The sequence below is a fragment of the Apilactobacillus kunkeei DSM 12361 = ATCC 700308 genome, from assembly GCF_001281265.1.
Lineage (GTDB): Bacteria > Bacillota > Bacilli > Lactobacillales > Lactobacillaceae > Apilactobacillus > Apilactobacillus kunkeei.
This window is the reverse complement of sequence record NZ_JXDB01000002.1, coordinates 57,222-78,905: the sequence shown is the minus strand read 5'-3', so window position 1 is coordinate 78,905 and position 21,684 is coordinate 57,222. Positions and strand designations below refer to the sequence as shown.

The window sequence follows — 21,684 nt, the reverse complement described above, 5'->3', positions numbered from 1 at the left end:
ATATGCTATATCGTAAAATGATTATTCTAACACCGTAATTGTTCCTGTATTGGACTTAAATCGATATTGTTTGTCATTGTTCACCGCCTTAGTTGCTGTTTTCACATCCGGCTTCGGACCAGATGTCTTCACATCTAGTTGCGCATCTTCTGATTTCTTTAATTGTGCAAAGATATTACCAGTATCCGTAGTAACTGACAGATGGCTTTCAATCGTTGGTCTGTCGATGTTAACATCCCCATTAGTTGCCCTGACTTCCAATGACTTAAAGCTACTATTGTGTAGGTCCACGTAGTTGTCGCCGGCATAGATTTGGCTAGTATCCCCATTGAAAGTACTATCGACGACTGAGACACGGCCTTCGATGCCGCGCACGCGAATTGATTTGGCGTTAGCGTCCTTGATTTTGACGTTACCCCATCCGGTAATATCCATTGGTAACTTGTTGCTGTAATGTTTTATCTTTAGACTGAAACGATTGTCTAGTCCATCAACCTTAGTCAATTGGTGACTTGGCACGGTCACGGTCACAAATGATAATCGTGATAATTCACCCATTTGGAAGTTGGTTGAGAAGCTACTTTCGTTATTGTCTTGGCGTAATTCCAGCGTATTATTTTGCACCTTGTATTCCAGTGGATGATCCTTGGAATCGGTTGATGTAATGGAAAACTTGCCACCAGATTTGATTGTTAAATTGATGTTTCCATATGCACTAATCTTGTCGTATGCTTTTACCGGCTTGGTGTATGTCTTGTCCATATTACGACTAAAGAAAATATCGGTGATACTCTGGTCGGCCTTAGCGTATCCAATTGAGAAGACGATTCCACCAGCAACGATTAGACCTAATCCGATTAGACTAAATTTCTTCATTGTCGACTCTCCCTTCAGCATTGCCATATCTTAGGCACTTCTCGTATGTCCAGATTGTGACGTGTTGAATCCAGTTGGCCAACTTTCTCACTAACCATTTTGATAATGGATATAGTTCCATGGAAAGTCCTAGGGAGAATAGTGCCACTCCTAATACCATGATGCTTTCAAACAAGTGACCGGTAATGTTAGTCACACCCCATACCGTTGTACATAGAAAAACGATAAAGGTCAAAATTAATACTAATACCACTGCAAGAACCATTAAGCTGGCTGCCAAAACAGCACCAAAAATCACTAGAATTAGACTGATGACTACTGGAACTAGTAGTGGACTGGCAAACAATGCCAAGATCACAATTGATGGTAGTTCCCAGAATTTTTGTGGTATTGAACTATCTGAATTGTTGATAGAAACATCGGCACGAATTTGTAGTGCTAAACGGTTTGGTGAACCCAATTCCTTCACACATTCCTCGTATGTAATTAAATTTCCGTCAGTTAGATAGTCAGTGTAGTAGCTGATAGCGTCCATCGCGTCTTGTTCTCTAAGTTTCTTTAAGTGTTGAGTCAGTTCCCCGATATACTGATTCAATTTTATCCCCCCATTAAGTCATCGATGCCGCTCTTAAACGTCATCCATTCTGTCTTTACTTCTTCTAGCTGTGTCTTCCCTGCTTCAGTAATTCGGTAGTATCTGCGATTGCGTCCTTCAAACGATTCGTCGTATGTGTCGACTAATCCCTCTGATTTTAAACGGCGCATGACCGGATACATTGTCGAATTCGAAACGTTAATGGATTCTTGAACCCGCTTAGTAAGTTCATATCCATACATTTCTTCTTGTTCCAATAGACCCAAGACACAACCATCTAATAGCTTTGTTGCTACTTTAATGGCCATTTGAACATCTCCAGTTATATTTCAAATTATATTATACGACATATAATATTATACAAAAATAAAAAAAGCAACTAGAAATTTAATCTAGCTGCTTTTTGCTAAAATTTTTAATTATACTTTTTTAAATTAAAATTAAATACAAATTAACCAATCCGATCATATAAAAAACAGTGAACTTATATATAAACATATGTATATTTTTTTCAACATATTTTTATGGAAGCTTAAATTTAATTAAGATAAATAGATGTTATTATTCCTCTGATAATACTAATATATATGGAGGTTTTTTATGGATAGTTCATCTAAAAACAAAAGTTTAATTATTTTAGGGAATGGGGCGGATTTATACTGTAAATTAAATACAACCTTCAAAGATTTTTTAACACAGAAAAATAATAATAATATTTCCAATATATATGAATCTTTAAAGGCTATAAAAATATGTGATCTTAGCCTAAAAAACATTTTTTTGACTTCGACATATGAAATAAAAAATCATAAGTTTCTACAAAAAATTTATCGATTTCCTATTTATAAGTTATTGAATAAAAACATTTCCATTGATTCATTTCTGGATGGTGAATTTAATCAAGACAATTCTAATCCCAAAGAAATAGAAGAAACAAAAAATAAAATTAAACAAGAAATAAATAAGGTAATAGAAACTCTCGAAACAACCATGAAAGATATTTCAGAAATGAATTTCTGGGAAATACTATTAATCCTGATGGATCAGACTAACGGTTCATGGTATGACATAGAGACTTGTATTCGAGATTTTTTAACAATGCAAAGTTTTCTTAGTGAACCTGATAAGTCTGCGATAGAATATATTCACGATTCTATCAGGGATTTAAATAGTGAGGAGTTCTTCTCACTCAACGAAATAAATAACTATAGTCCATTAAATAATTTCAACTTTAGGTTTATAATTTATGTCATTATTAACAAGATTATTAATGATGACAATAGTAGAAAACTATGTTTAACTACTATCCAATATCAAAGTTTTTTATTAGACGAACTACATGAATTTGAAAATAAATTCAGTGATTTTGTTATTTCTGAAATAGATAAAAAAAATAAAAGCCGAAATATTTATTACATTTTAATGAATAACCTAATTAGTTCTTTAATTGACTTATCATATAATGATAAAGCAAACATATTATCTTTTAATTACACTTCCGTAAACACAAATGATAAATTAGTAGACAAATTTAAACACATTCATGGTGGTATATACTTAAAAGGAGAAAAAAGTGGGAACATAAACAAAAGCAATGTTATTTTTGGAATAGATAGCAATACCTTTTTCCCGATTAAGTTAAGTCAGAAAAGCATTGATTTAATTTATCCGTTTACAAAAACACAAAGAGTTATTGAATTATCAACTGATTATAAAAAAGAAAGTAAACATGTAAACGTGATAGAAAACAATATCAATGAAATTGTTTTCTTTGGACATTCTCTCGGTGAATCGGACTACTCATATTTTATATCCATTTTTGATTACTATAAGCTGCATGATTCAAAGATAAAATTAAAGTTTGTTTTCAATCCCAAAAGAAATAATAGGAAACCAGATGATAACGATGTAAGAAATGCCAGATCACGCCAAGCAAAAAAAATATCGAACTTAATTAATAGATATGCAAATACATTAGAGAACAAAAGTCATGGAAAAAATTTACTGCATAAATTATTGGTCGAAGATAGAATTCAAATTGTTGATATTAGAGATGTCGATACAGATGAAAATGCAACGTCGAAAAAAGATAAAGCAAATTAGAAGAAAAAAACAAAAATAGAAATTTAATCTAGATATTTTATCAAAGATAAGTGCTTTATTAGGACTGATATGACAAATGTGCAAAATTTTCATTTGCTATAATGTGGTAATTTACTGCATAACCTTACTTAGGTATTTTCAATTTTTTGTTTCTTATAAACATAAAGCAAAAGGCAACTAGCCATCAAGCTAGTTGCCTTTTGTCTTACATATTGCTCATTTTATTTTGTTTAACACTCATATTTTCACTATTAACCCTGACTTCATTACCGTCGTGGAAGAACTGTCCGGTCATGGTAATCTTGCCACCTAAGATGTAGATTTCAAATACAGTGTTGTCTAAATAGAAATCAACTGAGGAAGCTTCACCCTTGAATGTTCGAATTGAAACTTCTTGACCCACATTTTTGCGTTTCAATGTCCATTCTTGGTCGCTTTCGTCGTATGACAAACGAAGATAGCTATCTTCTGATTCCAAGTTCAAATTGAAGTGTTCATCAAATGGAGCAGCCTCAATGTGTTTTTGTAAATCAGTGTCACTTGCTTCGTCTTCTTCAATTAGCTGTTTGAATTCTTGAACCGGGCGCTGGGTTAAATCGCCGTTTTCAATGTGCAATTCCCTTACCATTGAAAGTTCACCTTCCCAGCCTTCTTGATCAGATAGGTATTCGGTATCAGGTAAACCAATCCAGCCGACTGATAGCAAACGACCATCTGGAGCGTTCAAGACTTGGGTTGCGTAGTAGTCGAATCCTTCATCTAATTGTTTCATTTCAGAAGGATTGATTAACTTCATTTCTTCGAAGTCCAGGTCATCCGCCACAATGTATGCATTTGGGTGAACATTATCATAATGGAATTCGTGTTTATCAGCGCCTTGTGGACAGAATATAACAACAACCTTACCATCGATGAAACCAACATTTGGGCATTCAGCCATATATCCTAAGTTGTCGGTTCCTAGGTCTAACTTCTTGTATAATTTCCAGCCGTTTTCAATGTCTTTGGTGCGGTAGGTTAGGATTTCACCGGCATTATCGACGGTTTGGGCACCCAAGAATGCGTAGTAGTAGTCACCGTGTTTGATGACTTGGGGGTCTCTAAAGTGACCGGTAACTCCTGCTGGTTCACTTTCAATCAATGGGTGATCTAGTTTTGAAATATTATTATTGTCATCCATCCACGCACCTAATTGGTATGGATGTCTAGCCATCTCTTCACCCTCAAATGTGTTTCCGGTGTACATCAAGAATAGCTTGCCGTCAACGTTAATGGCACTACCGGAATAACAACCATTTCGATCGGAGTATAAGTCCGGCACCATTGGTTTGTCGATAAACTTCCAGTGAACTAAGTCGTCTGACACCATGTGTTGCCAACTCTTTAGTCCGTGCACAGCCCCGTATGGGAATGCTTGGTAAAACAAGTGCCATTGGTTATTGAAGTATGAAAAGCCGTTGGGATCATTCAACAAACCGGTCTTAGTGGTAATGTGATATCCAGGTCTCCAGTGGGATTTCGCAATCTTTGTTTCTAATTCTTTTAATACTTTGGGGTCCCAATCTTTGTATAGTCGACCTAATCGATCAATATTCCAATACTTTGTATCCATTTTTCTAGCCTCACTTTTTCTTATTATTTGTGCATAATTGTAGCAGTTTCAAAGTGCAAATGAAACCGTTTACATCATCTTTATAAAATCTTTAAAAAGCCTGTCACCATAGTTATATATCCATGGTAATCCATATTTTAATTCTTAACCTTTTTTTAATCATTTTTTACTTGTATTTAGTAAAATCGGGTCCATAATAAAAATTGGGAGCGCATACAAAAACTAATACTCCCCATAGAAAAAGGTTAAAGGAGATTCAAATATGAAATTTGGTAGCATTGAAGCAGGCGGAACAAAATTTGTTTGCGCCGTAGGTAATGAAAACTATGAAATTCTTGATAGCGTGAGAATTCCTACCACCACTCCTGATGAAACATTAAGAAAATGTATTGAATACTTTGAAAAATTTGACGATTTAACAGCCATGAGTATTGCGTCATTTGGTCCCATCGAAGTACGCACAGACTCACCAAAATATGGTTATATAACAGACACGCCAAAACCAAACTGGTCCAACACTAACTTCTTAGGAACAATGAAGAAACACTTCGACATTCCAATTTTTTGGACTACTGATGTTAATGGATCTGCTTATGGTGAATACATTACATCAATTAGAAATCATAATCCATTACAAACACTGGTATACTATACTTTCGGTACTGGTGTTGGAGCCGGAATTATCAATGAAGGTTCATTCATTGGTTCTCTAGGTCACCCTGAAGCTGGACACATTTATCTAAAACGCCACCCAGACGATTTAGACTTCAAAGGATTATGTCCATACCACCACAGCTGTCTAGAAGGTCTAGCAGCTGGTCCTACTTTTGACGTTCGTTGCGGTAAGAAAGGTAAAGATGTTTCTATGGATGATCCTGTATGGGACATCATGGCTTACTACATTGCCCAAGCGGTAATGCAAGCTACCCTATTCATCCGTCCACAAAAAGTTATTTTAGGTGGTGGAGTAATTTCAGAACCAGTGATTCAGAAAGTTCGTGAACAATTCAAGGAAATGTTCAATGACTACGTTGGAGTTGGCGACTTAGACTACTACATCACTATGCCTGCATGTGAAGACAACGGTTCAGCTACAATCGGTAACTTCGCATTAGCATCAAGACAATACTACAAAGAAAACATCGTTAAGATTGATTAATCGATGGAGGAACATAAAATGAAACGAGTAGAATTAGACACAAAGGGATTAAAATCCTTTGTTCAATCAAATGAATTAAAGGAAATCGCACCAATGGTACAAACCGCTCGTGACTTACTAGTTCACGGAACCGGTGTTGAAGCCAAAATGGGTGACTGGGTAAATCTACCCGAAGAATTCGATCAAGTAGAATTTGACCGCATTAAGGATGCTGCAAGAGACATTCAAGAAAACTCAGATGTCCTAGTTGTTATCGGTATCGGTGGTTCATACCTAGGTGCCAAGATGGCATTAGATTTCCTACACGGAAGTTTCTTCAACCTTGAAGGTACTGACAAGCACCCGCAAATCTTCTTCGCAGGAAACACAATTAGTCCTGCCTACACTGCCGACTTACTACGTGTAATCGGTGACCGTGACTTCTCAGTTAACGTGATTTCTAAATCAGGTACCACTACTGAACCAGCAATGGCATTTAGAATCTTCAAAGAAAAGTTAATTGAAAAATACGGTGAAGAAGAAGCTAACAAGCGTATTTATGTAACTACTGATGCTAAAAAAGGTGCTTTACACGACGAAGCAATTGATCAAGGCTACACTAGTTTCGTCATCCCTGATGGAATTGGTGGGAGATACTCTGTCCTAACCCCTGTTGGTCTTCTTCCAATCGCAGCATCGGGAGCTAACATCGATGACTTAATGGGTGGTGCACATGAAGCCCAAGTTGAATTAAAGGATGCTCCTTTATACGAAAACGATTCACTTCTATATGCAGCATACAGAAACATCTTATATCGTAAGGGCTACACTAACGAGATTCTTGAAAGTTACGAACCACATCTTCGTTTCTTAGCAGAATGGTGGAAACAACTTGCGGGTGAAACTGAAGGAAAGAACTACAAAGGGATCTACCCTAGCTCAGCTATCTTCAGTACCGATTTACATTCATTGGGTCAATACATCCAGGAAGGGATGCGTAACCTAATGGAAACAGTTGTTGAAATCAAACAACCTGCTTCAAACCTAGGCATTCCTGCCAACGAAGAAAACTTAGATGGTCTAAAGTACCTTGAAAACACTACAATGGACGAAGTTAATAAAACTGCTAGAGAAGCCGTTGTTATCGCCCACACAAACGGTGGCGTGCCAAATATGTTGGTAAATGCTGAAGACAACAGCGAAGCTACTTTAGGTTACTTAATCTACTTCTTCGAATTTGCGATTGCAGTTTCAGGTTACCTAAACGGTATTAACCCATTCAACCAACCAGGTGTTGAAGACTACAAGCAAAACATGTTTGCCCTACTTGGTAAACCAGGATACGAAGAAAGACGTAAGGAAATTCAAGAACAAGATAACGAAAAATTTCACTAAAAAGAGGCGTTGAATATGTTATTAGGAAGTCTCTGTACCACTGATCACAACCAAATGGTTTGTGCTGTTGGTGACGGTAAGTGCAACATCTCAGACTGGATTGTAATTGATTTAACTGAACCTCAAGAAACTTTGAAAAAAGCTATCGACTACTTCAAAGGTTTTGACGATTTAGCAGCTATTGGTATCTCCTCATTCGGTCCTTTGGAACTTCGTACTTACTCTTCTCAATACGGCTATATTAAAGAATCCTCCCGTCCTAACTGGCAAAATATTAACCTATTGGGCACATTCAAACATCATTTCAATATTCCAATCTCATTTACAACTGATGTTAATAGTCGTGCCTATGGAGAGTACATTAGCTCAATTCTAACCGATGATCCTATCTTGAGTCTGGCATATATCACAATCAGTGATGGTGTCGGGGTCGGAATTGTAAACGATGGAAAGTTTGTTGGACACATGGGTAGCCCTGAAATTGGTCATATCATCCCCCAAAGAAACGTTAACGACCAAGATTTCAAAGGAACCTGCCCATATCAAGGTGATTGTCTAGAAGGTCTTGTATCAACCAAGGCCATTGAAGCCAGAACTCACCAACGTCCACAAGAAATCTCAATGTTTAACCCCCTATGGGATACTGTGGCGTTCTACATCGCACAATCCGTAATTCAAACCACTGTCTTCATCAGACCACAAAAGGTTATCTTGGGCGGTAGTATCTTAAACGAAATAGAATTAGGTAAAATTAAGGAACAATTCAAGAAGCTATTTGATGGCTACCTTGATGTTGGTGATATCGATCAATACATCACCCTTCCTAGTCAAGATGCTGACAAGTTATCAATTATTGGTAATCTTGCTTTAGCAAAACAACAATTCTATTCAGAAGACATTAGATAATAAAAAAGACGCCAAAGGCGTCTTTTTTATTATCTTTACTTGTCTTCGTTTTCACGTTCGTTTCTACGTTCTTCTGACTTACGACGTGCTTCGTCAAAACTGTCTTTAGCTTTACCTAAAAAGTTTTGAGCCTTACCCTTTATTTCATCTAATTTACTACCTGTTGCTTTACCTTTTAATTCGGTTGCTTTACCAACAACTTTATCTTTTGCATTTTCTAAACTCATAATATCACCTCAAGATATTTATTGGATAAATTACTTTATCTGACACTATAATAAAACATTTTTGCTGTAATGACGGTAAAGTTTTTACTAAGATTATGTTACAAATTTAGAATTGGTAAAATGATTTGTATAAAGATATAATGATGATAAATATTCCGGAGGAAATAATATGAGAATTCTAGTTATCCAAGGTCATCCAGATGAAGATTCCTTTTCACATAGTAATGCATTGAACTATGTGAATCACGCCAAATCATTAGGCCATGAGGTTGAATTAATCGACTTAAGTAATACCACATTCGATCCCGTCTTACGTTATGGTTACAGACAACACATGGAAGATGAAACTTTTCCCAAACATGTCCAAGAATTGGTAAAGAATGCTGACCACATAACATTCTTCTTCCCAATTTGGTGGTCTGCTGAACCTTCTGTATTAAAGGGACTGTTTGACCGCGTTTTCACGCCTAAATTTGCCTATATTTATCATCCAGATGGCAAACGCGAAAAATTACTAACAGGTAAAACGGCTAGTGTATTCACAACAAGCCATGGACCTGCTTTCTTCTACAAAATGTTTGGTAACGTCTTATTCAGATGGAAGTACCTATTATTGGGATACTGTGGAATTAAAACCACCCACTGCCTTGATTTAGGAAACATGGAAGACCAGCAAGATACTCTTGAACGCCGTCAAAAATACATTCAAAAATGTGCTAATACAATTAAATAATATTCGGAGGATTTACCAATGAAAAACATCTACACAATCTTGATGATTGTCCTACTATTAATCAATTTAGCACTAATTAGTAACGATATCTTGCCACACACCACTGTCGGCACTATCTTTCATTTAGTCGTAATTATCGCTTTATTCGTCACAGTTATCATGTGGATTAAAGATCGTCATAAAAAATAAAAAGACTGCTCATCTGAGCAGTCTTTTTTGTTTACCTAAATTACTTTAAGCAAATGTTATTTAATTTTTTGAACTAAGTTCTTGTTAGCACTGATGTAACTACCATTAGTTAATTGTAGTCTGTAAGTAGTACCAACCTTCTTCACCGCTTTAACATTCAAAACAGTTCCGCGCTTGTATGACTTCACAGACTTAGTTAACTTAAGATCCTTATATGCACGAATTCTAGAACCAATTACTCGAACCGCGCGCACATTGCTGATGTAGTACAAAGGCTTTACGTATGAAGGATTAGTGGTGATGTAACCCCACTTCTTGTGATTTACTCTAAATAGTCCCTTCTTGTTACGTACAATTTGGTTAACCTTGTATCTCTTTAGTCCATTCTTGTTGGTAGTTTCGCCAACAATTCTGAACATTACAGCATTTGGACGTGCTTGTTTCTTGTAACCTTGGATTCTGTTCTTGTGACTAAAGTTAACACTTGAATATCTGTAGAATCCTTTGACCATGTAAACGTTACGTGGTGTAGTTTGCTTGCGAACCAAGTTCTTGTTAGCGGTAATGTAGTGACCGTTAGTTAATTGCAATCTGTAAGTGCTACCATACTTCTTTACTGCCTTAACCTTCAAAGCAGTGCCATGTTTGTAGCCTTTAACAGCCTTACTAAACTTAACGTTCTTGTATTCACGGATTCTTCTACCAATAACCTTAATTTGTTGAACATTGCTACTGTAGTACAAAGGTCTCATGTAAGAAGGTCTAGCGGTAATGTAACCCCACTTCTTACGGTCGACTTTAAATAAACCGTTCTTCTTAACAACAATTTGATATACCTTGTATCTCTTTACTCCGTTCTTGTTGGTAGTTTCGCCAATGATTCTAAACATTGCTGCGTTTGGACGAGATGTAGCCTTGTAACCTTGAACACGGTTCTTCTTAGTGAAGTTAGTGCTTAGATATCTGTAGAAATTCTTAACCATGTAAACATTACGTGGAATAGTTTGTTCAGGGCCACTTCCGTTGTTTTGTTTCTTAACGTGTTGAGAATCAATGATTTGGATGTAATCAGCAACTGCTGCATTAATGTCATCAGCATTAGTCAAACCATCAATGGCTGCTTGTGCATCCGCTCGAGCACGTTCAACGTTGTTTCTTTGACGTTGCTTTTCAGTCTTACTCAAGGTCTTATCAGCATCAATGGCTGCCTTAACCTTGTTGGCTTCATTATTGATAGCATCCTTAGCTGAGGTCTTTTGATCATCCACTGATTGACCAGAAACATGGTCTGCATCAATCTTTGCATTACCATTGCTGATGGCTTGGTTAATGCTGTCGGCATCTGGTGCGTTGTCAATGTCTTGTTCAGCAGCAGCTTTATCATCATCCACTTGAGCCATTTGAGCATCCTTTTCAGTCGTAGTCAATGTGGCGTCATTTAAGATGTCGTTCTTAACCTTGGCAGCTTGGGCGTCTAATTGTGACTTAGCATTTTCCTTTTGTTGAGATAATGAAACATCACTTGATTTGTGTTGTTCATCAATATTAGATACACCTTGATCACTAGCGGAATTAATATCATCTGCATTTGTTGATGCATCAATTTTATCTTTGGCAGCTTGGTTTTGGCTATCTACATTTTGCTTTTGTTGTGCCTTTTCATTGCTGTTTAATGTGACATCATTGTCGATAGCATTCTTAATCTTTTCTGCTTCTGCATCTAGTTTCTTCTTAGCAGCAGCTTTTTGATCATTGGTAGAATTACCTGGTTTATAATCACCGGATGTCTTGGTATTACCAACTTTTAATGATTGGTTAATTTCATCAGCATCTACAGCGTTATCAATGGCTTGTTCAGCTGTAGCTTTGTCAGCATCTACTTGCTTAGTTTGAGCATCTTTTTCGGTTTGAGTTAAGGTGTCATCATTTGCGATGTCTTGCTTAATCTTGGCTGCATTTGCATCTAATTGTGATTTAGCAGCATTCTTTTGAGTATCGATTGAATCAGCAGACTTATGAACGTCATTAACATCAATCTTGCCTACGCTTACCGAACTATTAATATTATCGGCATTTTGGGCATTATCAATTGCTCGCTTACTTGCTGTCGCATTTTCATCAACCTTAGCGTTTTGAGATTCTTTTTCAGCACTAGTTAGAGTGTTATCTGCATAGATAGCCGCCTTGATGTTCTTTGCCGCTTCATCAATTGCTGATTTAGCATTTTCCTTTTGAACATCTAATGAAGCAGCAGGTTTATGTTCAGAACTAACTTGAGAATCCGAATCACTTCCAGCCTTGTTGATTGAGTCAGCGTCGGATGCATTATCGATGGCTTGGTTACCAGATTTTACATCGTCTTCAACCTTAGCTTTTTGTGATTCCTTTTCTGCTTGCGTCAATGTTACATCGTTTTCAATGTCTTGCTTAATCTTATCTGCTTTTGCAGTCAATTGATTCTTAGCGTTTGTCTTTTGAGTATCAATGGAATCAGCAGAATTATGATCATCACCAACTCTGGCACTTGTATCATCTACGGCTTTGTTGATACTGTCAGAATTTTTAGCGTTGTCGATAGCTTGTTTTCCAGCAGCGACATCTGAGTCAACCTTAGCCAATTGATTGTTCTTTTCAGTTTGGGTTAATGTTGCATCATTTGCGATGGCATTCTTAACCTTAGCAGCTGTTTCATCTAATTTAGCCTTAGCATCATTCTTTTGATCTGATAATGAAGCTCCTGGGATGTAATCAGCATCAAGTTTTGGATGAGCATCACTTAGCGCTTGGTTAATATTGTCAGCGTCAGATGCGGCATCAATTGATTTTTCAGCGGAAGCCTTATCATTATCTACCTTATCCTTTTGAGCATCCTTTTCTGCTTGCGTTAATGTGTCATCACCAAAAATTTGGTTGATTAAATCTTGCACATATTGAGATAGTCTATCTTTAGCTGCTTGTTTTTGGGCATCTAATGATGTTCCCGGAACATAGCTTTGGTCAATATCACCAATCATTCGATCACTTAATGATTTAATATCATCAGCATTAGTTGCAGCATCAATCTTATCTTGGGCAGTTGCATTTTCACTATCTACCTTATTCTTTTGAGCAGTCTTTTCAGCACTGGTTAAAGTGTTATCTGCATCAATGGCTGCCTTAGTTTGCTTTGCTTTATCTTCAGCAACTTGTTTAGCAGCTTGTTTTTGAGCATCTAACGATTGACCTGGTACGTGTTGTGCATCTACTTGTTCATTAGTATCGTTTACTAATTTATTGATGCTATCTGCATCTGTAGCTTTTTCGATGTTTTGCTTACCATTAGCTACATCTGAATCCACCTTAGCCTTTTGGGTTGTTTTTTCGGCACTAGTTAAAGTGTTATCCGCATCAATGGCTGCCTTTGTACTATTTGCTTCTGCATCTAATTTGGCATTTGCAGCTGTCTTTTGATTATCTAATGAAGTTCCTGAAACATGGTCAGCAGAAACCTTGTCGTTAGCATCACTGACTACCTTATTAATACTATCTGCATCTGATGAATTATCAATTGTTTGCTTGCCAGCAGTAACATCTGAATCCACTTTAGCCATTTGATTGTTCTTTTCAGTTTGAGTTAGTGTTGGATCATTTTGAATATCCTTCTTAACTTTATCTGCTTGATCATCCAACTGTTTCTTAGCATTTGTCTTTTGATCAGCCACAGAAGTGCCTGGTTGGTGTTCATTTTTGACCTTGTCGTTAGTATCGCTGACTAGCTTGTTGATACTATCAGCATCATTAGCATTATCAATTCCTTGCTTACCAGCTTTGACATCGTCATCAACTTTATCTTTTTGAGCATCTTTTTCAGATTGAGTTAATGTTGCATCATTATCGATTGCATTCTTAATACTTTCGGCATAAGCATCCAATTGACTCTTAGCATTTGTCTTTTGATCAGACAATGGTTTGCCAGATACATGTTCACCGTCAATCTTATCGTTGGTGTCAGCGATGGTTTTATTAATGCTGTCAGCATCTGATGAGTTATCAATTGCCTGTTTACCGGAAACAACGTCTGCATCAACTGCTGATTTTTGAGCATCTTTTTCTGATTGACTCAATGTTTGGTCAGCATCAACAACATCTTTAATCTTCTTAGCTTCTGCATCTAATTGATTCTTAGCAGCAGTTTTTTGATCACTAACTGACTTGCCTGGTTGATGTTGAGCATCAATAGATTGACTGTTTCGTGAAACTAAATCGTTAATTTCATCAGCGCTAGATGCAGCGTCAATCTTATACTTAGCAGCTTGGTTAACTTGATCCACATTATTCTTTTGTTGTTGCTTTTCTGCACTAGTCAAAGTGTTGTCAGCATCGATGGCTGCCTTAACCTTGTTCGCTTCTGCATCAAGTGTTGATTTAGCGTTTTCCTTTTGGTCATCAACTGACTTACCTGGGTGATGTTCACCATCAATCTTCGCATTACTGCTATCAATAACTTGTTTGATACCTTCTGCATCGGATGCATTGTCGATGGCTTTCTTACTATCAGCAACATCTGCATCAACATTAGCCTTTTGAGCATCCTTTTGAGATTGAGTTAGTGTATTGTCAGCATCAATCGCTGCCTTAATCTTGTTTGCTTCTGCATCTAGTTCAGCCTTCTTGGCTGTCTTTTGATCATTTACAGCTTGTCCTGGCACATGAGCACCGTTGATTTTATCGCTAGTGTCACTGATTAACTTCTTAATATCATCAGCATTTGCAGCATTGTCAATGGCTTTTTCACCAGATGTCTTATCAGCATCTACCTTGGCCATTTGGGCATCCTTTTCAGCTTGGGTCAATGTTTTATCATTGGCGATGTTATTTTTCACCTTAGCTGCTTGATTGTCCAATTGTTTCTTGGCGTTTGCCTTTTGAGTATCTACAGAATCTCCTTGTACGTGGTCCTTGTTAATCTTATCGTTACCACTATCGATTGCTTCCTTAATACCTTCTGCATCATCGGCGCTATCGATGGCCTTTTCTGCAGATTCTATATCAGAATCAACTTGAGCCATTTGGGCATCCTTTTGCGTCTTAGTTAAAGTTGTATCATTTGCGATGTCTTGCTTTACCTTTGCTGCTTGGGCCTTCAATTGTTTCTTAGCATTTGTCTTTTGGTCATCTACCGATTGATGTGAAACATGGTCGGAAGCAATCTTATTATTATTTTCTTGAATAGCTTGGTTAATTCTATCAGCATTTGCAGAATTATCAATTGCTTGTTTACCAGCGGATGTATCTGAATCCACCTTAGCCTTTTGTTCATCCTTATCAGCTTGAGTTAATGTAACGTCATTTTCAATGTTTTGCTTAATCTTAGCTGCTGTGGCATCCAGTTGATCTTTATCTGCTTGTTTTTGGTCATTTAAGTCCTTACCAGCCTGATGTTGAGCATCAATATCGCTCTTACCTTGATTGATTTGAGCATGAATGTCATCAACATTGGTTAAACCATCAATCTTATTTTGGTCAGCAGCACTTACATTATCAACCTTATCCTTTTGAGCAGCTTTGTCAGCACTAGTTAAAGTTGAATCTGCGTCAATTTCAGACTTAATCTTATTAGCTTCTGCTTGAATAGCTGCTTTGGCATTAGCTTTTTGGTCAGCAAGTGGCTTACCTGGTTGGTGGTCTGAGTCAATGTTTTTATTACCATCACTGATTGCTTTATTAACAGCATCAGCATCTTTAGCGCCGTCAATTGCTGTTTCAGCAAATTCTTTGTCAGCATCAACCATAGCGATTTGCTCATTCTTTTGAATTTGAGTTAATGTGGCGTCATTTGCGATGTCTTGTTTGACCTTAGCTGCTTTAGCATCTAGTTGTGCCTTGGCATTGGTCTTTTGATCAGCTAATGAAGTCTTGCCTGGAACATATTGAGCATCAATGTCTTTAATCCCTTGGTTGTATGCAGACTTAATATCATCAGCATTAACTGATGAATCAATCTTAGATTGGGCAGTTGATTTCACATTTTCGACATTGTTCTTTTGTTCAGCTTTTTCAGCACTAGTTAATGAAACATCAGCATCAATTTGATTCTTAACCTTAATTGCTTCTGCGTCTAAGTTGGCATTATTAGAATCCTTTTGGCTATTAACTGAAGTACCAGCTTGGTGGTCTGAAGCAATTTGATCATTGCTATCTTTAGTTGCTTTGTTAATGCTATCAGCGTCCTCAGCGTTATCAATTGCTTGTTTACCAGCAGATGTATCTGAATCAACTTTGGCGATTTGCGCATTCTTTTCATCGTTAGTTAATGTTGCATCATTTTCGATATCACTCTTAATCTTGGCTGCTTGAGCATCTAATTGACTCCTAGCATTATCCTTTTGAGTATCTACTGATTGGCCTGGTTGATGGTCACTATCAATGTTGGTTTTTCCATTGCTAATTGCTTTATTAACTCCGTCAGCATCAGCAGCCTTATCGATGTCGGCTTCCGCAGCTGCTTTATCTGAATCGACTCTGGCTATTTGAATATTCTTTTGTTCATTGGTTAATGTTGCATCATTTGCAATAGCTTGTTTGATATTGTTGGCCTCATCGTTTAGTTGTGACTTAGCGTTAGCTTTTTGTGTGTCTAACGATGTACCAGCTACGTGTTTTCCATCAACGTCGGAAATACCTTGTTTGCTTGCTGAATTGATATCGTCGGCGTTTGTTAAACGGTCAATATTACTTTGGGCCGCGGCAGAAGCTGAATTTACAGCATTCTTTTGCTTATCTTTTTCTGCACTAGTCAAGCTGGAATCGGCATCAATGGCAGATTTTATCTTGTTAGCCTCAGCTTGAATAGCTTGTTTAGCAGATGCCTTTTGATTATCAATTGCTTGGCCAGGTTGATGGTCTGCTTCCATATTCAAATTACCATCACCCAATGCCTTATTAATGCCATCAGCATCAGAAGCATTATCAATTGCTTGCTCAGCAGCAACTTTATCAGCTGCTAACTGATTCATTTGATCATTCTTTTGATCTTGCGTTAATGTAGCATCATTTGCGATATCATTTTTAATCTTAGCTGCTTGGGCATCTAAATCAGCCTTAGCATTAGTCTTTTGGTCCGCTAGGGATGTCTTACCAGGAATGTATTGATTATCAATGTCTTGGATTCCTTTGTGGTATGCAGTATTAATATCATCAGCATTGGTTGCCGTATCAATAGCAGTTTGATCAATTGATTTAGTGCTGTCAACATTGGCTTTTTGCTTTGCTTTTTCCGCACTAGTCAAAGTATTATCAGCATCAATTTGTTGTTTGACCTTGGTTGCTTCAGCATCCAATTGGGCTTTAGCATTGGATTGTTGATCAGCTACTGATGCCTTACCAGCAACGTATTGATTATCAATGTCTTTGATGCCTTGTTGGTATGCTGAATTAATGTCATCAGCATTGGTTGCAGCGTCAATCCTACCTTGATAAGTTGACTTTACACTATCGACATTAGCTTTTTGAGTTGCTTTTTCTGAGCTAGTTAAACTATTGTCGGCATCAATTTGTTGTTTAACTTTAGTTGCTTCAGCATCTAATTTGGCTTTCGCATTAGATTTTTGGTCAGGTAGTGATGTCTTGGCTGTGGCATATTGACTATCGATATCTCGAATTCCTTGTTGGTATGCTGAATTAATGTCATCAGCATTGGTTGCAGCATAAATTTTTCCTTGATCAATTGCTTTTACACTATCGACATTGTCTTTTTGAGTTGCTTTTTCTGAGCTAGTTAAACTATTATCAGCATCAATTTGTTGTTTGACCTTGGTTGCTTCAGCATCCAATTGAGCTTTTGCATTGGATTGTTGATCAGCTACTGATGTCTTGCCGGCAACATATTGAGCATCAATGTCTTTGATACCTTGTTGGTATGCTGTGATAATGTCATCAGCGTTTGTAGCGGCGTCAATTTTTCCTTGATCATTCGCCTTTACACTATCTACATTAGCTTTTTGACTATTCTTTTCTGCACTAGTCAAAGTATTGTCAGCATCGATTTGTTGTTTGACCTTATCTGCTTCAGCATTTAATTGAGATTTAGCATTACTCTTTTGATCAAATAATGAGGTTGAGCTTGTTTGATGTGCATTGTCGATTGAAGAAATTCCTTGGCTTTGTGCATCGTCTACACCATCAGCATTAGTGGCAGAATCAATCTGGGATTGTGCTACTGCTTTAATGCTATCCACATTACTCTTTTGACGATTCTTTTCATCATTGGTCAATGTATTATCAGCATCAATTGCAGCTTTAATTTTGTTGACTTCATTATCTAAACTATCTTTGGCCGTTTGTTTTTGCGTACTCAAAGAAGGCCCTGGAGTATAATCACTATTAATTTGGTTAACAGCATTATCACGTAAACCTGAAATCTTTGATAAATCGTTACTTGATTGAATCAACCCAGTGTAATAAGTTTTATCAACTGAAACTAATCTAAGTTGTCTATCTGACTTTTCTTTAGATAGTGTAATATCCGAATTGATTTTATTAGTGGTATTTGCAACCGCATTGTTAATATCATTAATGACTGAATTAATGGTTGCTTGTAATTCAATTTTTTTAATGGAATTAACACCATCTGATAAAGCACCAGCAATGTCACTTGATTGAGAAACACCCATCACATTCGATTGAGCGGTTTGTAAAGCACTCTTAATCCAATTGTTAGCGGTTTGCTTATCATTAGCAGGTAAATTCCCAAGATTTGAAACATTGTTTGTAGAAGTTGCTGCTTGGCTGTTCAATTGTGAAATAGCATTAGATAACGAACTGTTATCTGCTTTGTATGCATTTTTGATGGAGTTTAAAAGATTAACGAAATCATCATTGGTGGTAACAGCGTTGATTCGAGAAACGTAGTTATTCTTAAGTTGGGGAGTTTGACTCAATGGAGAGGTTTGATTTAAGTCATTTAAAACTTTACCTTGCAATTGGGCAAGTAATTTAGAATTAAAGTCATTGCCGAATTGGTCATATGTCAAACTTCTAGTGGATGAGAAGGCAATTTGAGTACTAAAGTTAATAAGTTCTCCCCTGTTATTTTCTCTATGTGTGGACATGAATGCTGAAATCCAGTCCCCAGGAGTTGCCTTAATTGGATCAACATAAACTGCTAGATCAATATTTCCACCGACAACTTTACCGGTCTTGTACTTAATATAATATCTACCATTATTCATGGTTAGATCTTTAGTACCATCATCATTGGTAACAGTTACCTTGCTAACTCTGCTTGATAGGTTTGGACTCAAGTTCAATGCGAACTCTAGAACACGGTCAGCCCCACCAGTACTACTAATTACTTCAGATCCAAATTGGAAGTTAATCATGTATTTATTAGTAGAAGGGTCATAATTTACCCCGTTATAAGTTAACTTAGTGTTGGCAATGGCATTCTTATATTGGGTACCATTTGCTCCACCAGGTCCAGTAATGAAAGTATTGCTATCAGCAGGAGCACTTGATCCGCTGTCTCTTAATGATAGCCCATCATCACTTTCGTTCGAACTTGATGCAGAACTTGCTAAAGAAGCCCCTGATGATGTGCTTAATTGTTGTGATTTAATAGCACTTGAGCTTTGATTAGCACTGGAACTAGTATTGCTAGATTCATTTGAATCAGTGCTGTTATGGCCTGCAACATGACTTGCATCAATGTTATTCTTACCATCAATTAGTGCTTGGTTAATGCTGTTTACATCTGTTGCACTATCGATTGATTGTTCGCCAGCTACCTTGTATGAATCTACTTCAGCATTTTGGCTATCCTTGTCAGATTGAGACAAAGAAGCATCGTTATTGATGGCATCCTTGACCTTGCTTGCTTCGGCATCTAGTTGAGCCTTAGCTTCGTTTTTTTGGTTATCAATTGTTGAATTATTGTTATTATTTTGATTAGTAGTTGAATTTGATGAAACTTGAGTTTCACTAGCAAATGAAATATTTTGATTAGATTGGATTACAGCAGCTGATCCAATTAGTGCAAATGAAGCTACTGATAGAACAACCCAATTTTTCTTTACTTTTCTCATTATTTTCTTGTCAGAATTTTTTCTGAACTGTTTGTGGTTGTATAACATTTCATTAACCTCCCGTCGAAAAATAAATTTTCTCAGCAAGAAAAATTATAATCAGATTTTGCATTCTATCAAGAGGCTAAACCGTTGATATACCAGCATTTAATTAACTTTTGATAATATTTCTTTAATCAAAACAATTGAAATATTGACTTACGGGCATCGCAAAAATAGAAAAGATTAGAAAATGGACAGTTTAAGTTTTGTTTAAATTTCATTCAACAGTAGTAGTTCGATGAAAAATGAGATAAAGGTGAATGTCTGATGTAAAAGTATTAAAGCAGTGGTGTGTGTATTGTGTCTATTAAAATCACAGATTTTTTTATAAAAACATCTAATTATTTAAAATAAAAATACTGCCCAATTGAGCAGTATTTTTTGTTTCAATTATATTGGCTCCATGGATAAATGGATACATGTATCTTTGGCTACATTTATTTTCGATGAAGTCGTTTAATATTAATCGCCATAAGTAGTGGAACAAGCATCAATATTGCCATCAAAAATGTTTGATAATGATAAGCAGTTATCACATTGGTAATACCCGCCGTCAAAGTCACTACGACTGATAATAATATTGAACTACCTAATTGATGAAAAACATTAACTGCACTGGAAGTTGCCCCTCCTAGTTCTTTAGGAGTATTGGCAACTCCTGATACTGTCAATGGACCAAATGAAAATCCTTGGCCGATTCCGATGATGATCATTGGTAATGCCACTGAAATTAAGTACCCGTGTTTTAAATCTAAACCAAATAACATTAGTACTCCAATAAATGTCACAATAGTTCCAAAAAGTAATAAGTTTTCATTTTTGTACTTGTTTGATAGCTTAGATTGAAGCATCCCAAATAAGAATTGTGGAATCGTTTCTGGCATGAAACCAAATGCGGAAAGTAGCGGCGTGAAGCCATAGTACTTTTGTAATACTTGTGGGACTAAAAAGAAGAATGAAAACATTGATCCGATATAAAAGAAACGTGCAATGTACGCTGAAACACGTTCTTTATCCTTAAAGATTGCCATTGGCATAATTGGATTATCAATCTTTATCTCACGGAATAAAAAGATAATCAATAAAGCGATAAAGATACCAATAAATAGTCCTTTATGACCGGCACCATTAATTGCATTAACCAATGATAAGATGGCTAATACCGATAAAATTGAACCGATATAATCCAAATGAGCGTGTAATTGTGTCTTCGATTTAGGCACAAATAAAATTGTAAGCACAATCAATAATATTCCCAAAGGTACATTGATCAAAAATCCTAGGCGCCAGGAATAAAAAGTAATTACCAAGCCACCGATAATTAATCCTACACTGGCACCCAATCCTGCAGTAACTCCGTAGAATGAAATGGCCTTTTCTCGTTTTTTGCCTTCATAAGTATCCAATAATAATGCCAATGAAGTTGGTGCTAAGATAGCAGAACCAATTCCCTGAAATGCTCTCATCACGATGATGAATAAACCGTTTGGTGCTAAGCCAACTAACAGTGAAAATAAAGTAAAAATAGTTAATCCAGTTAAAAACACCGGCTTTCTACCATATAAATCACCCAAACGGCCACCTAGTAATAAAAGACTACCAAAAACTAACGCATAGATATTTGTAATCCATGCAATACTTTGACTAGTCATATGTAAACTATTCGCGATTTGGACAGTACTGGTAAATACGACAGAATTATCTAATAAAATCAAAAAGTAACTAATTAGAATAATCGGAAGAATAATTCCAAATTTATACTTCATACTTGTCTCCTCCTAAAAATGTGATAAAGTAATCATATTAC

At 36.6% G+C, this 21,684-nt stretch carries 13 protein-coding genes; 6 read left to right on the top strand and 7 right to left on the bottom strand.

Annotated elements, in window-relative coordinates; translation table 11 throughout:
- Nucleotides 1-21: 21 nt before the first annotated feature.
- The 3 genes from RZ79_RS00705 to RZ79_RS00695 are packed head-to-tail and all read right to left on the bottom strand — an operon-like array spanning nucleotide 22 to nucleotide 1,779.
- A complete protein-coding gene (locus RZ79_RS00705) occupies nucleotides 22-876 on the bottom strand; it encodes a DUF4097 family beta strand repeat-containing protein (RefSeq protein WP_054449581.1) in 855 nt (284 codons plus the stop codon).
- Complete coding sequence (locus RZ79_RS00700; protein WP_054449580.1) at nucleotides 863-1,471, bottom strand: DUF1700 domain-containing protein; 609 nt, start codon at nucleotides 1,469-1,471, stop codon at nucleotides 863-865. The genes RZ79_RS00705 and RZ79_RS00700 overlap by 14 nt, the downstream gene beginning before the upstream one ends.
- Before the next feature lie 2 nt (nucleotides 1,472-1,473).
- Complete coding sequence (locus RZ79_RS00695) at nucleotides 1,474-1,779, bottom strand: PadR family transcriptional regulator (protein ID WP_054449579.1); 306 nt, start codon at nucleotides 1,777-1,779, stop codon at nucleotides 1,474-1,476.
- Between the two features lie 292 nt (nucleotides 1,780-2,071).
- Between RZ79_RS00695 and RZ79_RS00690 the strand changes: the two genes are divergently transcribed.
- On the top strand, nucleotides 2,072-3,574 hold the full coding sequence (locus RZ79_RS00690) for an AbiH family protein (protein ID WP_054449578.1): 1,503 nt from the start codon (nucleotides 2,072-2,074) through the stop codon (nucleotides 3,572-3,574).
- A 205-nt stretch (nucleotides 3,575-3,779) separates the two neighbouring features.
- Here the strand turns inward: RZ79_RS00690 and RZ79_RS00685 are convergent, their stop codons facing one another.
- Nucleotides 3,780-5,186, bottom strand: a complete 1,407-nt coding sequence (locus RZ79_RS00685; RefSeq protein WP_054449577.1) for a sucrose-6-phosphate hydrolase — start codon at nucleotides 5,184-5,186, stop codon at nucleotides 3,780-3,782.
- 262 nt (nucleotides 5,187-5,448) lie between these two features.
- Between RZ79_RS00685 and scrK the strand changes: the two genes are divergently transcribed.
- From scrK to RZ79_RS00670, 3 genes are read left to right on the top strand one after another with little or no spacing between them, the layout of a single operon-like run.
- Entirely contained in the window at nucleotides 5,449-6,345 is an 897-nt protein-coding gene (gene scrK, locus RZ79_RS00680) for a fructokinase ScrK (protein WP_054449576.1), read from the top strand.
- 18 nt (nucleotides 6,346-6,363) lie between these two features.
- Nucleotides 6,364-7,719, top strand: a complete 1,356-nt coding sequence (locus tag RZ79_RS00675; protein ID WP_054449575.1) for a glucose-6-phosphate isomerase — start codon at nucleotides 6,364-6,366, stop codon at nucleotides 7,717-7,719.
- A 15-nt stretch (nucleotides 7,720-7,734) separates the two neighbouring features.
- Nucleotides 7,735-8,625: an ROK family protein gene (locus tag RZ79_RS00670; protein ID WP_054449574.1), complete on the top strand. Its 891-nt coding sequence runs from the start codon at nucleotides 7,735-7,737 to the stop codon at nucleotides 8,623-8,625.
- 35 nt (nucleotides 8,626-8,660) lie between these two features.
- On the opposite strand, the gene RZ79_RS00665 is transcribed toward RZ79_RS00670, so the two are convergent.
- Nucleotides 8,661-8,852 (bottom strand): hypothetical protein, encoded by a 192-nt coding sequence (locus tag RZ79_RS00665; protein ID WP_034535354.1) that lies wholly within the window; start codon nucleotides 8,850-8,852, stop codon nucleotides 8,661-8,663.
- 169 nt (nucleotides 8,853-9,021) lie between these two features.
- On the opposite strand from RZ79_RS00665, the gene RZ79_RS00660 reads away from it, so the two are divergent.
- Together RZ79_RS00660 and RZ79_RS07220 are read left to right on the top strand one after the other, a co-directional pair.
- A complete protein-coding gene (locus RZ79_RS00660) occupies nucleotides 9,022-9,585 on the top strand; it encodes an NAD(P)H-dependent oxidoreductase (RefSeq protein ID WP_054449573.1) in 564 nt (187 codons plus the stop codon).
- An 18-nt stretch (nucleotides 9,586-9,603) separates the two neighbouring features.
- Nucleotides 9,604-9,774 (top strand): hypothetical protein, encoded by a 171-nt coding sequence (locus tag RZ79_RS07220; RefSeq protein WP_155443265.1) that lies wholly within the window; start codon nucleotides 9,604-9,606, stop codon nucleotides 9,772-9,774.
- Nucleotides 9,775-9,830: 56 nt separating this feature from the next.
- On the opposite strand, the gene RZ79_RS07215 is transcribed toward RZ79_RS07220, so the two are convergent.
- The gene (locus RZ79_RS07215) at nucleotides 9,831-19,883 is read right to left on the bottom strand and encodes a DUF1542 domain-containing protein (RefSeq protein ID WP_054449572.1); all 10,053 of its coding nucleotides are present in this window, start codon (nucleotides 19,881-19,883) and stop codon (nucleotides 9,831-9,833) included.
- Between the two features lie 431 nt (nucleotides 19,884-20,314).
- Nucleotides 20,315-21,643 carry an MFS transporter gene (locus RZ79_RS00650; RefSeq protein WP_054449571.1) on the bottom strand — a complete coding sequence of 443 codons (1,329 nt, stop codon included), beginning with the start codon at nucleotides 21,641-21,643 and terminating at the stop codon, nucleotides 20,315-20,317.
- Between the last annotated feature and the right edge of the window lie 41 nt (nucleotides 21,644-21,684).

Bases quoted from the DNA above. Each gene is read 5' to 3' on its own strand.
- RZ79_RS00705 (WP_054449581.1), bottom strand. From the start codon at position 876: ATGAAGAAATTTAGTCTAATCGGATTAGGTCTAATCGTTGCTGGTGGA.
- RZ79_RS00695 (WP_054449579.1), bottom strand. From the start codon at position 1,779: ATGGCCATTAAAGTAGCAACAAAGCTATTAGATGGTTGTGTCTTGGGT.
- RZ79_RS00690 (WP_054449578.1), top strand. From the start codon at position 2,072: ATGGATAGTTCATCTAAAAACAAAAGTTTAATTATTTTAGGGAATGGG.
- RZ79_RS00685 (WP_054449577.1), bottom strand. From the start codon at position 5,186: ATGGATACAAAGTATTGGAATATTGATCGATTAGGTCGACTATACAAA.
- scrK (WP_054449576.1), top strand. From the start codon at position 5,449: ATGAAATTTGGTAGCATTGAAGCAGGCGGAACAAAATTTGTTTGCGCC.
- RZ79_RS00675 (WP_054449575.1), top strand. From the start codon at position 6,364: ATGAAACGAGTAGAATTAGACACAAAGGGATTAAAATCCTTTGTTCAA.
- RZ79_RS00670 (WP_054449574.1), top strand. From the start codon at position 7,735: ATGTTATTAGGAAGTCTCTGTACCACTGATCACAACCAAATGGTTTGT.
- RZ79_RS00665 (WP_034535354.1), bottom strand. From the start codon at position 8,852: ATGAGTTTAGAAAATGCAAAAGATAAAGTTGTTGGTAAAGCAACCGAA.
- RZ79_RS00660 (WP_054449573.1), top strand. From the start codon at position 9,022: ATGAGAATTCTAGTTATCCAAGGTCATCCAGATGAAGATTCCTTTTCA.
- RZ79_RS07220 (WP_155443265.1), top strand. From the start codon at position 9,604: ATGAAAAACATCTACACAATCTTGATGATTGTCCTACTATTAATCAAT.
- RZ79_RS07215 (WP_054449572.1), bottom strand. From the start codon at position 19,883: ATGTTATACAACCACAAACAGTTCAGAAAAAATTCTGACAAGAAAATA.
- RZ79_RS00650 (WP_054449571.1), bottom strand. From the start codon at position 21,643: ATGAAGTATAAATTTGGAATTATTCTTCCGATTATTCTAATTAGTTAC.